Origin of the sequence: Massilia sp. (assembly GCF_031995545.1) — a bacterium.
Taxonomy (GTDB): domain Bacteria; phylum Pseudomonadota; class Gammaproteobacteria; order Burkholderiales; family Burkholderiaceae_D; genus Telluria.
This window is the reverse complement of the sequence record NZ_DAMAGA010000028.1, coordinates 1-16,051: the sequence shown is the minus strand read 5'-3', so window position 1 is coordinate 16,051 and position 16,051 is coordinate 1. Positions and strand designations below refer to the sequence as shown.

12 protein-coding genes are annotated in these 16,051 nt (G+C 68.0%); 2 read left to right on the top strand and 10 right to left on the bottom strand.

All coding sequences use genetic code 11. From position 1 onward, the window contains the following. Positions 1-10: 10 nt before the first annotated feature. From RTQ83_RS17455 to RTQ83_RS17410, 10 genes are all read right to left on the bottom strand, one after another. The gene (locus tag RTQ83_RS17455) at positions 11-1,096 is read right to left on the bottom strand and encodes a tetratricopeptide repeat protein (RefSeq protein WP_312517159.1); all 1,086 of its coding nucleotides are present in this window, start codon (positions 1,094-1,096) and stop codon (positions 11-13) included. Further along, positions 1,093-1,983, bottom strand: a complete 891-nt coding sequence (locus RTQ83_RS17450; protein WP_312517157.1) for an AAA family ATPase — start codon at positions 1,981-1,983, stop codon at positions 1,093-1,095. The genes RTQ83_RS17455 and RTQ83_RS17450 overlap by 4 nt, the downstream gene beginning before the upstream one ends. After that, a complete protein-coding gene (gene mshL / locus RTQ83_RS17445; RefSeq protein WP_312517155.1) occupies positions 1,983-3,782 on the bottom strand; it encodes a pilus (MSHA type) biogenesis protein MshL in 1,800 nt (599 codons plus the stop codon). The genes RTQ83_RS17450 and mshL overlap by 1 nt, the downstream gene beginning before the upstream one ends. 29 nt (positions 3,783-3,811) lie before the next feature. After that, the gene (locus RTQ83_RS17440; protein ID WP_312517153.1) at positions 3,812-4,174 is read right to left on the bottom strand and encodes a hypothetical protein; all 363 of its coding nucleotides are present in this window, start codon (positions 4,172-4,174) and stop codon (positions 3,812-3,814) included. Further along, entirely contained in the window at positions 4,171-4,890 is a 720-nt protein-coding gene (locus RTQ83_RS17435; RefSeq protein ID WP_312517151.1) for a hypothetical protein, read from the bottom strand. Before RTQ83_RS17435 ends, RTQ83_RS17440 begins: the two co-directional genes overlap by 4 nt. Further along, complete coding sequence (locus RTQ83_RS17430) at positions 4,887-5,558, bottom strand: hypothetical protein (RefSeq protein ID WP_312517147.1); 672 nt, start codon at positions 5,556-5,558, stop codon at positions 4,887-4,889. Before RTQ83_RS17430 ends, RTQ83_RS17435 begins: the two co-directional genes overlap by 4 nt. Next, positions 5,555-6,487, bottom strand: a complete 933-nt coding sequence (locus tag RTQ83_RS17425; protein ID WP_312517145.1) for an agglutinin biogenesis protein MshI — start codon at positions 6,485-6,487, stop codon at positions 5,555-5,557. The genes RTQ83_RS17430 and RTQ83_RS17425 overlap by 4 nt, the downstream gene beginning before the upstream one ends. A 195-nt stretch (positions 6,488-6,682) precedes the next feature. Then, a complete protein-coding gene (locus RTQ83_RS17420; RefSeq protein WP_312517143.1) occupies positions 6,683-7,144 on the bottom strand; it encodes a type II secretion system protein in 462 nt (153 codons plus the stop codon). A 214-nt stretch (positions 7,145-7,358) separates the two neighbouring features. Further along, positions 7,359-8,606, bottom strand: a complete 1,248-nt coding sequence (locus tag RTQ83_RS17415; protein ID WP_312517141.1) for a type II secretion system F family protein — start codon at positions 8,604-8,606, stop codon at positions 7,359-7,361. After that, entirely contained in the window at positions 8,606-10,309 is a 1,704-nt protein-coding gene (locus RTQ83_RS17410; protein WP_312517139.1) for a GspE/PulE family protein, read from the bottom strand. The genes RTQ83_RS17415 and RTQ83_RS17410 overlap by 1 nt, the downstream gene beginning before the upstream one ends. A 279-nt stretch (positions 10,310-10,588) precedes the next feature. Here RTQ83_RS17410 and RTQ83_RS17405 point away from each other — a divergent pair, with 279 nt between their 5' ends. Both RTQ83_RS17405 and RTQ83_RS17400 read left to right on the top strand, forming a co-directional pair. Then, a complete protein-coding gene (locus tag RTQ83_RS17405; protein ID WP_312517137.1) occupies positions 10,589-14,704 on the top strand; it encodes a response regulator in 4,116 nt (1,371 codons plus the stop codon). A gap of 28 nt (positions 14,705-14,732) precedes the next feature. Continuing rightward, entirely contained in the window at positions 14,733-15,671 is a 939-nt protein-coding gene (locus RTQ83_RS17400) for a diguanylate cyclase domain-containing protein (RefSeq protein WP_312517135.1), read from the top strand. Positions 15,672-16,051 lie beyond the last annotated feature (380 nt).

Below are 16,051 nucleotides of genomic sequence, written 5' to 3'. Positions count from 1 at the left end.
GAAAAATACGTCAGCGGCCCAGTTGCTTCAAGCGCCGCTCGACAAACGCCTGCAGTTCGGCCGACAAGGTCCCACTCGCGCGCGCCCGCTGGAAGGCTTCCGCCGCCTCGGCATCGCGCTTCTCGCCCTGCAGCGAAATCCCCAGCCCCATCCACCACACACCATTCTGCGGCGCCGTCTTCAGCGCGCGCTGGTAGTGTTCGGCCGCTTCGTGCTGTCGCCCTTCGCGCTGCAGCACGCCGGCCAGGAAGGCGTGGTATTCGCCATTGCCCGTTGCATACGGCATGGTGCGGTTCAGGGTCTGCAAAGCCGGGCCGCCGCGTTCGAGCTGCAGGCGCGCCAGCAGCATCGCCATCGAGGGCTGGCGCGGATCGAGCGCCAGCGCCGCCTGCAGCTGGCGCATCGCTTCCTCGGGACGCCTGGCCTCGATCAGCAGGCTGACCAGCGTCTGGCGCGACGCCTCATGGCGCGGATTGGCGCGCAGGCCGGCCTGCAGGGTGGAGATTGCTTCGGTAACGCGGCCGTCTTCGAGCGCGTTCAGCGCGCGTTTATACGCGTTGTCGGCACGCTGGGCCGGCGTCTCGGTGCGTCCCGGCACAGCCTTCGGTGCAACCGGCTTCACGGGCTGCGCGCTCTTCGGCGCCGGCTCGCTCTTTCGCACGGGCTTGGAACGTTCCTCGCGCAGGGCTTCCTTGCGCGGCGGCTTCACCGGCTCGACTTTTTCGGGCGGCGCGGGTGGTTCGGGCTGGGGCTCGGGCTGCGGTTGCGGTGCCGGTTCGGGTTCGGCAGGCTGCGGCGCCACGGCCGCTACCTCGACCGGCGCGGCCGCCACGGCCGGAGCAACGAATGGGGTGACCACCGGCTGCGGCGCCCGCGCCTGCACCACCGGCGGCGCAGCGCGCCGCTCCAGCGCCAGCCAGCCCGCATACCCGGCCAATGCCAGCGCCGCCACAGCGCCGCCAATGACGGCCACCTGCTTCCATGGCGCGCGACCTTCGGCCGGCAACACCGGCCTGACGTCGCCCGGCAGCGGCTCCGCACCCGGCTTGCCGGCGCGCGCATCGAGGTCCTGCAGCATCTTGTTAATCAGGCTCATGGCGCCACCATCCATGCCACGCCCGCCGCCACGCCGGCAACCACGACGCCACCCAGCAGCCAGGTCCGGATCGTGCGGTTCACACCCACCGTATCGCGTGCGGCGATGGCGACATGGCCGCCACCCACCTGCTGCCGGCCCTGTCCATAACTGAGCATCAGCGCCTTGTGCGCCATGATGTTGACCAGGCGCGGCACGCCGCCGCTGGCCTTGTACAGGCCGCGGATCGCGCCGCGCGTGAACAGGCGCGCGCCGCCGAAGCCGGCCACGCGCAGGCGGTGCGCGACGTAGTAGTCGAGGTCGTCGCGGCTCAACGGGCCGAGGTGATAGTGGAACGTGATGCGCTGCGCCAGCTGGCGGATCGATTCGAGTTCGAGCTTGCGATTCAGTTCCGGCTGGCCGAACAGGACGATCTGCAGCAGCTTGCGCTTCTCGGTCTCGAGGTTGGTCAGGAGGCGCAATGCCTCCAGGCTTTCGACCGGAATCGCCTGCGCCTCGTCCAGGCACAGCACCACGCGCAGGTCCTGCCCTGCCAGCTCCAGCAGGCGCAGGTTGATCGCCTTGAGCAGCTGGTGCTGGTCGACGTCGCGCTCCAGCGGTATTTCCAGTTCGTCGGCCAGCGCCAGCATCAGCGTGCGCGGCTCCAGGTACGGGTTCGGGATGTAGGCGGTGACGAAGCCCTCGCCCAGCGTCGCCATGAACTTGCGGCACAGGAGCGTCTTGCCGGTGCCGACTTCGCCGGTGATCTTGATGAACCCTTCGCCACCGCGCGCCGCCACCAGCAGCGTGTTGAGCGCTTCCTGCGAACGCGGACTGCCGAAGAAGAAGCTGGTGTCGGGCGTGATCCCGAACGGCAGCTCGTGCAGGCCGAAGTGCGCGGTGTACATCAGCGCGGGCTCCGCGTGCGCGGATCGAGACTCTCGACCCGGCGCGTCGCGTCCAGCAGGTCCTGGCTCCAGTCGCTGGCGCCTTCGACGATGGTCGGCTTGATCAGGACCACCAGCTCGCGCTTCTGGTTCACGCGCGAGCGGTTGCGGAACAGCGCGCCCAGCACCGGCACCTTGTCGGCGCCCGGCAGCTGGTCGGTGTCGCCGGTCGAGGCCTGGCGCATCAAGCCGCCGATCGCCACCACGCGCCCGTTCTGGCCGCGCACGATGCTGTCCAGTTCCGAGGTGCTCGATGCCGCCAGCGGCAGCCGCAGCGTACCGCTGGTGCCGAGGTCGACGTCCTTGTTGACGGTCGAGACCTGGCTGACCGACGGGTGCACGTGCAGCAGGATGTTGCCCTTGTCGTCGATCTGCGGCGTCACGTCCAGCAGCACGCCCGAGAAGAACGGCTGCACCGTCACGCTCGGCGTCACCACGGTGCCGTTATTAGTGCTGTTGATGGTGTTGGTGACGCCGGTGACGAAGAATTCGTCGGTACCGATCTTGAGCACCGCTTTTTGATTGTTCATCGCCGCCACCCGTGGGCTGGACAGCACGTGCACGGTGCCCTGCGACTCGAGGAAGGTGATCAGGGCCGCGAAGTTATTGGTCTGGAAGGCGAAGCCGAACAGCGAGCCGGCCGCGGTGGCGGCGTTCGACAGCGAGAAGCCGGTGCTGGCGGAAAGGCCCTGGCCGTTGGCGATCACCGCCGGCTGGCCGCCGTCGTACGGCAGCGGCGCCAGGTTGGTGCCGGGAGAGATCATGCCGCCCGAGACGCGGTTCGGATGCGAGCCGCGGAACGAGGCGAACGAAGCCCAGTTGATGCCGCTCTGGAAGCTGTCGTTGAGCTCCACTTCGAGGATCTTGGCTTCCAGGATCACCTGGCGATCCACCGACAGCTGGGTGGCTTTCAGGTAGGCGTCGACGCTGCGCAGCTCTTCCGGCATGGCGCGGATCACCAGCACGCCCGACTGCGGGCTGATCACCACGCTGCGACCGCCCTCTTTCGAGCCGACGATGGCTTCCAGCGCGTCTTTCAGCTCGCGCCAGAAATCGTTATCCGACAGGGTGCGCACGTCGGTGCTGCTCAACTGCGAATTGGCGTTGCTGCCGTTGGTCTGGTTCGGGTCGTTCGGATTGGCGCCGTTGTTCTGGCCCATGCCACCGCTGTTGTTGCCGGTGCCATTGGCGTTGCCGTTGTTGTTATTGTTGTTGACGGCGTTGGCAATCGAGGTCGAGTTCACGCGCAGGTTCGACACGCCACGGCGCGCCGCGGTCAGGTAGTTCACCTGGAACATGCGGGTCTGCATGGTCAGCGGCCGGATCGTGATGCGCGCGCCGTCGATCTTGTAGTCGTAGCCGTACATTTCGCGGATCGCTTCCAGCGTTTCGACGATGGTCACGTCCTTCAGGTTGGCCGAGATCGTGCCGCCGACGTCCGGGTGCACCAGCATGTTGTAGCGGGTGCCGGCCACGATCGAGCGGAAGAACTGCTGCGCCGGCACGTTGTTGAAGGCGACGTTGAAGCGTTCCTCAAGCGCAGGTTTGGCCTTGGGCAGCTGGGCGGCCAGCGCGCCGGCCGGCGGCAGAAGCGCGTTGGCCACCGCGTCGTCGACCGGTTGCGCGGCGGCCGGCTGGCTGCTTGCCTTGGACAGCTCTTTCATGAGCTCTTCGTAGGTCGCATGCTGCGGCGCGCTCTGGCAACCGGCCAGGATCAGGGCCGCGGTCAGCGCGGCGCTCTTGAGGATCAGCTTCTTCATCGTGGCGTCCGTTTTGTGCTTTGCCGTGATCATTGCGCGGCCGGCGTCATGCCGGCCACGGTATCGACCGGACCATCCAGGCGCAGCACCTGGCGCTCGGCGCCGCGCACCAGCACCACCTCGTTGCGGCTCATCGACGCCACGCGCGCGCCCTTCCATGTGTCGCCCAGGCGCACGGTGTCGCCATCGATCACGGCCACGTGGCGCCCGCCGGCGCGCGGCGCGATCAGGATCGATTGCAGGCGCGGCGCGCCGGACGCGGCGCTGTCGGCGGCGGCCTGGCCGATGCCGGCCGGCGGACGGGTCGGGTCGAGCAGGCTCTGGGCGTTGGCCGCCAGATGGGCCAGGGCCAGGCCGGCACTGAGGGTCAGGGTGAGGATCAGTTTGTTCACAGCTTCATCCATTGTCGGTCCAGGCTCAGGGTATGCAGGGTGAGCGTCAGGCGCGCGGCCGGATATTCCTCCACGTCGAGCTGCGCCCGGCCCCAGAACATACGGGTGGGCAGCGTTTCGAGTGCGCTCATGTAGTCGACCATGTCGAGATAGTTGCCGCGCACGGTGACTTCGACACCGTGGCGGTAAAGCAAAGGGGTTGCCGGGGTTGCCGGGGTGGCCGGGGTGGCGGCGGTTGCGCTGTCGGCCGGCGTCGCCGGCGTTGCCACGGCATCGCTGCCAGGTGGCCCCGACAGCGGCTCCACCGGCAGCGTGCGCATCGACACCAGTTTCAGCTTGCCGTTGGCACGCAGGATCGATTCGAGCAGCGGCGCGATGCGTTCCGGCGGCACCAGGCCGTGCTCGATCGCCAGCAGCTGCTGGCCGAGCTGGCCCAGCTCCTGCTGGATGCCGTTCAGGCGCGCTCGCGCCGGGGCGTCCGGATCGACCTGGAAGGCTTGCACCTTGGCCGCGATCTCGTTGTCGGTGGCGTTCGCGGCCTCGAACTGCTGCGCGATCCGGGTGCGCAGCGCGGCCTGGTCGGCGAACATCGGCGCCAGCACTAGCGCGTGGCCACCGAATGCAATCACGGCTGCGCCGGCGGCGAATACCATGGCGCGTTCGCGCAGGCTCAGGGCGTCGACGCGCGCCAGCAGTTGCTGCAGCCGGGCCTTCATGGCTGCCCTTTCGCGCCCGGCGCTTCGGCAACCGATTGCAGGCTGAATTCGACATACGGCGCGGCCGCCGCCACCGGCTTGCCGTCGGCGCCGGCGACACTCAGGGGTGCACCCTGGTCGATCTGCAGGCTGGCGAAGGTTTTACCGCGCATCAGCGGCTCCTGCGTCAGGCGGTTCAGGTAGCCCGGCACCAGCGCCGCGTCGACAGTGCGGCCCTTGATGCCGATCTGGCTGCCGCCCGCCGCCACCGTCACGCCGGTCAGCCACAGGCCCTGCACGCTCTGGCGCGCCAGCGCGCGGAAGTATCCGGACAGGCCGCCCGTGTCGCCCAGCTCGCCGCGCGTCACCGCGCCCGAGATATGGCGCAGCGAGGCCAGCTTGCGTTCGGCATCGACGATCTGCGCGTCGAGCGTCTGGTCTTTCTGGCGCGGTGCGAACTCCAGGTTGGCCGTGGCCAGGCGCGCCTGGCGCTGCTCCAGGCGCTTGGCGCCGAGCGCGGCCTCCTGGCGCAGTTCGGCCGTCTGCAGCGCACCGAAGCCGGCCAGCGCGGCGATTCCCAGCACCAGCACGCCCAGGCCGAGCGCCATGGTGGCGGCCGACAGAATCTTCTTCTGCGGCTGGAACGCCGGGTTGAACAGGTTGATCTGCTGGACGGTCTTGCGCGTCATGGCGCCACCTCGTCACGCAGCGCGGCGCCGAGCGGCAAAAAGAAACGCTGCTGCAGCGCCCTGTCAGCCAACTCCGGCACCGCGGTCAGGTCGAATACCGTGGCCAGGTCGAGCGTCTCGACCGGGGTGTACAGATTGCTCGACAGGTATTCGTCCAGGCCGCTGACCGGCGACGGTCCCAGCACCAGCTTGGACACGCTGATGAAGGAATACTGACGCTCGAAATGGTCGAGCGAACGCTGCAGTTCGAGGGTGATCTTGTCGAAGCTGGCGTGCTTGCGCTCGTGGTCCGGTTCCAGCAGCTGGGCCAGCGTGACGTCGAAGCGGCGCGACAGGTACAGCTCACCGCGATAGGACACCGTCAGCAGGCCGCCATCGTCGCCGAACGACAGCATCGCCACGCCGCGGCCTTCCGGTTCGAGCATGGCCGAGACGTTACGCTGGGCCGTCTCGGGGATGTCGATCGCCTCGAGCTCGACCTTGGCGTCCAGGAACAGCTTCTGGCGCGGCGCGATCACGCTGTTTTTTGCCGCCACCACGAACAGCGATTGCTGGACGCGCGAGTTGGCGTCCAGGGGAATGTCGAGCACGTCGATAGTCGCTTCGGCCACCGGGAAGTCGAGGATGTCCTTCAGGCGCCAGCGCACCGCGGTCTTCATCTCTTCGCGCGGCACGTTGGGGGCTTCGACGTTCATGATCTGGTATTCGCCGCCGGCCAGCAGCGTGCTGCAATGACGGGCGGCGGCATTGCCTTCGCGTCCGGCCTTGTCGACGATCTCGCTGCCCGTCTGCCCCGGCAGAAAGGTGGCGACGGTCACGCGCGGCGTGGCGTCCCCAGAGCGCGCGACCGCGGCCAGGCTCACGCCCTCGCGCCCCACCGCGATGGTCAACCAGCCATCCTTCTTTTTTGTTCTTTTAAACAGACGCATGCGGACGGCCAATGAATCGCGGAATCGGATGATGTCGGGCAAAACTTGATTATAGACAAGAGCGGCCGGATAAATCACAAAAAATCGCTGATCCGGCAAACTTGATGGCCCGGCGTCGCTTGTCTGCAAAAAACCGGTGCCGCAAATGAAAACAGGCGCTGACCGGGCAGCGCCTGTTCGCCGGAGCCGGCTGGATCAGCTGCCGCAGTCGGTCGCGGTCAGGACGATCAGCGGTGCCGAGCGGGCAGCGGTCGCTTCGCTATACGCGACTTTGCAGGTGGCTTTCTGGGCATTGGTCAGGTTCTTCGGCGTCACGGTGGTGGTCTGGCCGTTGACGTCGATGTCGTAGTCGTCCCGGGTGATGCCGGCGGCGGCGGCGATCGATGCCGAATCCGGATAGCCGAGGACGATGCCAACGGCGGTATTCTCGACGGTGATGGTTTCCGCGTTCTTGATCAGCCACTTACCATGCAGCATCGCCGACGCCGAGCTGATCGAGCCCTTGGCGGCTTGCAGCGAAGCCACGCGTGCGTCGCCGCTCAGGCTGGCGAATTTCGGCAGCGCGGTCGCGGCCAGGATACCCAGAATGACGATCACCACGATCAGTTCGATCAGCGTAAAGCCGCCCTGCGCCTTCAGTTTCAACCCATTGTTCATGTTTTTCTCTCTGTAAGAAGTGTGTGCGAATGACCGCTGTTGACTCAATCGGTGGGGACGGTCATTACCCGGCAAGCGGGGTCCAGCCCCTGACCTCCCCGCTCTGCGCAAGCGCCACGGGAGAGATACGCGGCAATTCTACATTGAACATTGGGAATTTAAATATCCAGAAAGCAAAAATTGGCATATTCCAACAAATAAGCCACACCAACCATTATTTCTTGTGCAACGCGGCCTGTCCGAGGTCCCAGATCGGCAAGAAAATTCCCAGCGCCAGCACCAGCACCATCGCCCCCAGGAACACGATCAGGATCGGTTCGATCTGGCTCGACAGCGTCTTGAGTTCGTAATCGACCTCGCGCTCGTACATCTGCGCGATCTCGTCCATCAGGTCGTCGAGCGACCCGGACTCTTCGCCGACCGCGATCATCTGCAGCACCATCGGCGTGAACACATTCGCCGCGGTCGAGGTGCGCAGGATGCTTTCGCCGCGCTCGACGCCGTCGCGCATCCCCTCGATGCGCAGGCTCAGGTAAGCGTTGTCGGCCGTCTGCGACACGACGGTCAAGGCCTGCACGATCGGCACCCCGCTCCTCATCGACAGCGCGAAGCTGCGTGCGAAGCGCGCCATGGTGGCCTTGTGGATGATCTTGCCGGCGATCGGCAGGCGCAGCTTGTGACGGTCCCAGGCCAGGCGTCCCTTGGCGGTCCTGATCCAGGCCCGGAAGCCGAAGAATGCCGTTCCCGCCGCACCCGCCAGCGCCGGCCACCAGGCCACCGTGAAGGTGGAGGTGGCAAGCAGGATGCGCGTCATCAGCGGCAGTTCGGCGTTGAACGAGGCGAACACCTTGGCGAACTGCGGTATCACCCACACGTTCACCACCACCATCGCCAGCACCATCGCGATCACCACGAAGCTCGGATAGCGCAGCGCCGTCTTGACCCGCTCGCGCATGTCGCGGTCGAACTCCAGGTGGTCGAACAGGCGCAGGAACACCTCTTCCAGGCGCCCGGTCATCTCGCCCACCTTCACCATCGACAGGTAGAACGGCGTGAACACCAGCGGGTGGCGCGCCATCGCGATCGACAGCTCGCGCCCGGCGTCGAGCGACTCACGCAGATCCTTGATCACGCGTGCGAACGATTTGCTGATGGCCGATTCCTGCAATCCCGCCAGGCCGCGCATGATCGGCACCCCGGACTTGAGCAGGGTGTAGAGCTGGCGGCTGAACAGCTGCACGTCGAGCGATGTCACCTTCTTCTCGAACAGGCGTTCGCGCCAGCCCTGGACCGCCCCGCCCGCGCCTGCGCCGGTGCTGGCCTTGCGCGTCGGCGTGATCTCGACCGGCGTGACGCCGGCGCCGAACAGCTGGTCGGCCACCGCCGCGCTGTCGGCGCCTTCCAGCACGCCCTGCATCAAGGCGCCGCGTCCATCGCGGCCTTTATAGGCGAAGAATGGCATCAATCATCCAGCTGGTTACTGACCCGCATCGCCTCGGCCACCGTGGTGCGGCCCTGCACCGCCAGGCTGACCGCGTGGCGGCGCAGCGTGTCGCCGCCCATCTCGGCGTGCGCTACCTTCAGGAAGTGCGACGGATCCGGGTGGTTGACGGCGTCGGTCACGGCGCGCGTCATTTCCAGCAGCTCGTAGACGCCGGTCCGGCCGCGGTAACCGGTCCCGTTGCAGTGCGAGCAGCCCTTGCCATGGAAGAAGCGGGTGGAAGCCGCATGCTCCTTCAGTTCCGAGCGCAGCCAGTCGACTTCATTCGAAGCCGGGGCGTATTCGGTGGTGCAGCTCTCGCAGATCACGCGCACCAGGCGCTGCGCCAGCACCGCCTGCAGCGAGCCGCCCACCATATAGCGCGGCACGCCCATGTCCATCAGGCGCAGCGGGGTCGAAGCGGCGTCGTTGGTGTGCAGCGTGGACAGCACCAGGTGGCCGGTCATGGCGGCGCGCAGGCCGATCTGCGCGGTTTCCTGGTCGCGCATCTCGCCCACCAGCACGATGTCCGGGTCTTGCCGCAGCGCCGAACGCAGCACACGCGCGAAGTTGAGGTCGATCTTGTCGTTGACCTGCACCTGGTTAATGCCCGACAGCCGGTACTCGACCGGGTCCTCGACCGTGATCAGCTTCTTCTCGACCGAGTTCAGTTCCGACAAGGCGCTGTACAAGGTCGTGGTCTTGCCACTGCCGGTAGGCCCGGTCACCAGCACCAGGCCATTGGGCCGGGCGACGATGCTGCGGAAGCGCTCGACCAGGCGCGCCGGCATGCCGATCGCGTCCAATCTCAGATTGGCGCCGGCCTGGTTCAGCAGACGCATCACCACCGATTCGCCGTACTGGGTCGGCATGGTCGAGATACGCACGTCGATCCGCTGATTGCGCACCTTGACCGCGAAGCGGCCGTCCTGCGGCAGGCGCTTCTCGGAGATGTCGAGGTCGGCCATGAGTTTCAGGCGCAGCGCCAGCGGCGTCGCCACCTTCAGATCGGCCTCGGTCTGCAGGTGCAGCACGCCGTCGATGCGGAAGCGGATCTGCAGCCGGCCGTCCTGCGGCTCGATGTGGATGTCCGAGGCGCGCACCTGGGCCGCGTCGTCGAACACCGATTGCAGCAGCTTGACGATCGGCGCTTCTTCCAGCCCCGGGTTGGCGGCCAGCGCGCCGAAGTCGATCGAAGCGTCGCCCAGGTCCGCCTCGACTTCGCGCGCCAGGCCGGTGATCTCGCCGGTGCGGCGGTAGATGCGGTCGATCGCCGCCAGGACCTCGGTCTCGTTGACCACCGCCAGCTCGACGCTCTTCTTGAGCAGGCGCGCGATCTCGTCATAGGCGAACAGGTCGGTCGGGTCGGACACGCCCACCAGCAGCGTCTCGCGCCGGTCTTCCAGCACCAGCGCGCGGAAGCGCCGCGCCGCGGTCTCAGGCAACAGACGCACCAGGTCGGCGTTGATGTTATAGAACTTGAGGTTGATGTAGGGGATGTTCAGCTGGCGCGCCAGCGCGCCCGAGATCTGGTCTTCGGTGACGAACCCGTTCTCGACGAACACCCGGCCCAGCTTGCGGCCGGTGCGCTTTTGGTCCGCCAGCGCCTGCTCGAGCTGTTCTTCGCTCAGGAGCTTCTGCTGCATCAGCACTTCGCCGAGGCGGACTTTTTCTGGCCTTGCCATGCTTTCCTCATCCGTTATTTCTTCAAGGGTCGATTTTATGCCAGAAAGCATCAAAATTAACGTTTGGCATCATCATTCGAATGCTAGTGTTGTTGTCCGACGCCGCGCCGATGCTGTCAGCTTGTACAAAGCTGTCGATCTGCCATGTTGCGGCGTAATGACGCCGCCATGCCCCTCGGGCTTAACAATGCTATGCGGCAAGGGTAAGGTTCGCTACCATGACGGATGGGCCGCGATACCCAGCGCCGCCCTTCCTTTTTCCCTCACCGGAGTCCCCTTTTGTCGTTTGCCCGCCTGCCATTGCCATCGATCCGCGCCAAGCTGTACATCCTGGTGCTGGCATGCGCGCTGCCGATCCTGGTCGGTTACTTCGCGCTGGCACGCGACGCCGCGTTGCGCGAGCGCGCCCACGTGGCGAGCGACGCCCAGACCGTGGCCGAGGTACTGGCGGCGGCGGTCGACCGCGACATCGAGAGCGGCGAGACCGCCGCCCGCGTGCTGGCCAATACCGCGATGGTCGACAAGGGCGACCTGGAAGCGATCCACAGCGTGACCCGGCGCATGCTGCGCCCTGAATTCCCGGCCCAGGCCTTCGTGCTGAGCCTTCCCGACGCCACCCCGCTGGTCAATACCCGCTACCCGTTCGGCTCCAGCCTGCCGCGCAGCGGCAACGAAGACGATATCCGGCGCGTCGGCGTGACCGGCGACACGGTGGCCTCGAGCCTGCACCGGTTAGACGCCGGCGGCCAGTTCGCGCTGTCGGTCGACGTCCCGGTATGGAAGGACGGCAAGGTACGCTACGTGCTGTCGGTGCACCTGCGCCCGCGCCGCATGGCCGAGCTGCTCGACAGCCAGCACCTGCCCGAGGGCTGGGTGGCCGAGATCTACGACCGCCGTCACCAGATGGTTTCGCGCAGCGCCGACGCCGGCAAGCACCTGGGCGCGCCGATGGTCGCCGCCCTCGATGAAGCGGCGGGCACCCACGACACCGGCAGCGTGCGGGTGGAAGACGCCAGCGGCCGTCCCGGCTACGCCGCCTTCGCGCGCTCGACCCAGCACGGCTGGGTGGTGGCGATCCGCTATCCCGAAGACGCCGCGCGCGCCCTGCTCGGCCAGTCGCTCGGCACCACCGTGGCGGCGGTGGCCACGCTGCTGGCGATCAGCCTGGGCCTGGCGTGGGCGCTGGGCGGGAATATCGCGCGCTCGGTGCAGTCGCTGGCCGAGCCGGTCGAGCGCCTCGGGCGCGGCGAGCCGCTGGTGCTGCCGCCGGCCGACATCCGCGAGGTGGCCGCGGTGGCGCGCGCGCTGCAGCACGTCGACGCCGAGCTGCAGGAATACCGCAGCGGCCTGGAGTCGCTGGTGACCGAGCGCACGCGCGAGCTGGAAACCTCCAAGGCGCAGCTCGAAACCGTGTACGCGTCGGCCCCGGTCGGGCTGTGCTTCATGGACACCGACATGCGGGTGGTGATGGTCAACGACTACCTGGCCGACATCAACGGCCGCCCGGCGCGCGAGCACGCCGGGCGCACCCTGTCCGAGATCCTCGGTCCGCTGGGCGCCGAATACGAGCAGTGCTACCGGCGCGTGGCCGAGACCGGCCGCCCGATGGTCGAGATCGAATCGACCGGCGACGCCCCGAGCGCGCCGGGCCAGCAGCGCCACTGGATCGCCAGCTACTTTCCAGTGTATGGCCCGGACGCGGCGCTGATGGGGGTGAGCGCGGTGGTGCTCGACATCACCGAGCGCAAGCTGCTGCAGCAGCGCGAGCGCGACCACCAGGAGATGTTCCGCGCCCTGTTCGAGGCTTCGGGCGACGCCCACCTGCTGGTGGCCTACGGCGCCGGCTACGTCAGCGCCAATCAGGCCGCGGCCACGCTGTTCGGTTTCGCCGACCCGGCCGCGCTGCTGGAAGAATCGCCGGCCAGCCTGTCGCCGCTGCTGCAGCTGGACGGACGGCCCAGCAACGAGGCGGCGCTCGACTACATGCGCCGCACCCTGGACCATGGCCGTGCCACCTTCGAGTGGCTGCACCGGCGCGTGGACGGCACCGTGTTCCATGCCGACATCCTGCTGACCCGGGTCGATATCGGCGGGGTCGGCATGATGCAGGCCACGGTGCGCGACATCAGTACCCGGGTCGCGGCCGAGAACGCGCTGCGCGCCACCGGCGACCAGCTCAAGGACGCGCTGCAGCAGGCCGAACAAGCCAGCCGCGCCAAGGGCGAGTTCCTGGCCAATATGAGCCATGAACTGCGCACCCCGATGAACGCGATCGTCGGCCTGGCGCGCCTGCTGGAAGAAGGCCAGCTCGGCCCGCGCGAGCGCAGCTACGTGGCGCGCATGCGCACCGCGGCCCGTTCGCTGCTGGGCATGCTGAGCGACCTGCTCGACTTTTCGCGCATCGAGGCCGGTCAGCTGACGCTGGAAGCGATCCCGTTCCGCATCGACGAGGTGCTGTCCAGCGTCGCCGTGCTGAGTGCGCCGGGCGCCTGGGCCAAGGGTGTGGAGCCGGTGTTCGCGCCCGCACCCGGGGTGCCGCCGCTGCTGCGCGGCGACGCCCTGCGCCTGGAACAGGTACTGCTGAACCTGTTCGGCAACGCGATCAAGTTCACCGAGCGCGGCGAGATCGTGCTGGCGATCGACGTCGCCGCGCGCACGGACGACCGGGTGCGCCTGCGCTTTTCCGTGCGCGACACCGGGATCGGCATCGCGCCCGAGGCGCAGGCGCGCATCTTCGAAGTCTTCACCCAGGCCGACAGTTCGACCGTGCGCAAGTACGGCGGCGCCGGGCTCGGCCTGTCGATCGCACGCCGCCTGGTGGACCTGGCCGGCGGCAGCCTGGCGCTGGAGAGCGAAACCGGTGCGGGGACCACCTTCCACTTCGAGCTGGAGTTCCCGGTGCTGGAAGACGCTCCGCCCGCGCCTGATGCGGACGTAGCCGTGCGCGTGCTGGTGGCCGACGACAACGCCAGCGTCCGCGCCGCGCTGGCCGCGGCCTGCGCCGGCTACGGCTGGCAGGTCGATACGGCTGCCGGCGGCGCCGAGGCACTCGAATGCCTCGCCCAAACCCGCTACGACTACGCTTTCCTCGACAGCGGCATGCCCGGCCTGGACGGCGTGGCCTTGCTGGCGGCCGCGCGCGCGCGGGGCGGCGCGCCGTTGCCGCGCGTATGCCTGCTGGCGGCCGACCCGGAACTGGAACACTACGCCGAACTGGCCGCCGATCTCGGCGTGGCGACGGTGCTGGGCAAGCCGTTCACCGGCGCCACCCTGCGCGCCGCCGCCGCGCGCCTGGCCAGCGACGAGGCGGTGCCGGTGGCGGCGCCGGCGCTGCCCGCCGCCCCGCTGGCCGGCAGCCTGGACGGCCTGCGCGTATTGCTGGTCGAAGACAACACGATCAACCAGGAAGTGGCCAGCTACATCCTGGCGCGCGCCGGCGCGCTGGTGGCGATCGCCGGCAACGGCCAGGCCGCGCTGTCGATGTTGGCCGAACACGCGGGCTACGACGTGGTGCTGATGGACCTGCAGATGCCGGTAATGAACGGCTTCGAGGCCGCCGCCGCGATCCGCGCCGCCGGCCTGGAACTGCCGATCGTGGCCATGACCGCCAACGCCATGGACGAGGACCGCCAGCGTTCGCTGGCGGCCGGCATGCAGGCCCACCTGGCGAAGCCGATCGATGTCGACGAGCTGGTCGCGACCCTGTCGCGCCTGGCGCCGCGGCCGGCGGCCGATGCGGGCCAGGGTCCTGCGCCGGGCGCACCGGCCTTGCTGGCGCCGGCGGCCGACACGCCACCCGAGGTCCCCGGCGTCGACCTGGCCGCCGCGCTGCCGCGTTTCGCCGGCAGCTTCGAGCGCTTCGTCGACCTGTTCACCCGCTTCGCCGGCAGCCAGAGCGAGACTTTCGCCGAACTGCGCGATGAAGTCGAGGCCGGCAACCGCAACGCCGCCTGGCAGCTGGCGCACCGCCTGCGCGGCGTGACCGCCAACCTGGGCGCGCTCGACGCCGCCCAGGCCGCCCAGGCGCTGGAAGGCGCGCTGCGCGACGCTGATGCCGGCACCGTGCTGCTGCGCGTGGCCGAGCTGGGACGGGCACTGGACGTGCTGGCCGAGTCCGCACGCCAGCTCGCCAACACGGACGCCGCGGCAGCTTTCGAGGCAAACACGGCGCTACCCGCAACGGGTGAGACCGTTCCGCTGCACGATTCGCTGGCACGCTTGCGCCACCTGCTGGAGAATAACAACATGAAAGCCATCGCCGATGCCGACGCCCTGCGCCCGGCGCTGGCGGCCGCGGCCGGAACCCAGGCCGCCGGCGCCCTGTTCGACGCCGTCGCCACCCTGCGTTTCGGCGAAGCGCTGCGCCTGGTGGACGATCTCATGGGAAGGACGTAATGCGGAACATGAAGCGGAAGGAGACCCGATGAGCTGGACCGACATGGCCCTGAACGGCCGCATCCTGGTCGTCGACGATGCGATGGAAAACGTGCAGATCCTGCACGCCGCGCTGCAGGACGAGCAGGAAGTGCTGTTCGCCCTCGACGGCGCGCGCGCGCTCGAACTGGCGCGCACCCAGCAGCCGGACCTGATCCTGGTCGACGCCGTGATGCCCGACATCGACGGCTACGCCGTGTGCAGCCTGCTGCGCGCCGCGCCCGAGACGCGCGACATCCCGGTGATCTTCGTTACCGCCCTGAAAACCCCGGAAGACGAGACGCGCGCGCTGGAAGCCGGCGCCGCCGACTTCATCACCAAGCCGGTGAATGCCGCCGTGGTACGCGCCCGCGTGCGCACCCAGCTGACCGTCAAGCGCCAGGCCGACGCCCTGCGCGCCTTGACCCTGACCGATCCGCTCACCGGCGTGGCCAACCGGCGCGCCTTCGACCAGCGCCTGGAAGCCGAGTGGCGGCGCTGTGCGCGCGCCGGGCTGCCGGTGGCGCTGATCCTGGTCGACGTCGACCACTTCAAGGCCTACAACGACCACTACGGCCACCAGGGTGGCGATGCCTGCCTGGTGCAGGTAGCGGCGGCGCTGCGCCGCGGCGCCGGCCGTACCCATGACCTGGTCACGCGCTACGGCGGCGAGGAATTCGCGATCCTGCTGCCGCAGCTCGATGCAATGGGCGCCGAAGGCGTGGCCCATCGCCTGCTGGAAGAACTGGCGTTGCTGGATCTGCCGCACGCGGCCTCGCCCACCGCCCCGCACATCACGGTCAGCATGGGTCTGTGCAGCATGGTGCCGCGCGAAGGCCAGGGCCACGATGCCCTGTTCGCGGCGGCCGACGCCCTGCTGTACCAGGCCAAGGCGGGCGGGCGCAATCAATACCGGATGACGGACGACGCCGCGCTGGCGGCGCGCTGACCGGGTTAACGGTTTCAGCAGCGGAGCGCCGCCGCCGGTTCACAGGTAGCAGCGGAACAGGAACTCGGCCACGCACGCTGGCTTAGCGTGCCTGTCATTCTGCACGCAACGGTGACAGCGGCTAGGCTGCGTTCGATGCGGGCGCGCCAAGGGCACCATCGGTGTCACTGACAAGTGGCAAAAGCGGGAGGAAAAAGCGCGGACCATACCTGTGGAGGTTGGCCCACGGTCGGAGTAGCTCAGTTCAAGTCGCATTCCGGGTAATCGCTGCCCGTAATTTGGCAGTTGATCCGGAACTCATTCAAACTCGCGTAGTCTTATATACACGGCGGTGAGTTCCACCGTGTCAGCCTGTGGAGAGGACGGCTCTGGCCCTGCAA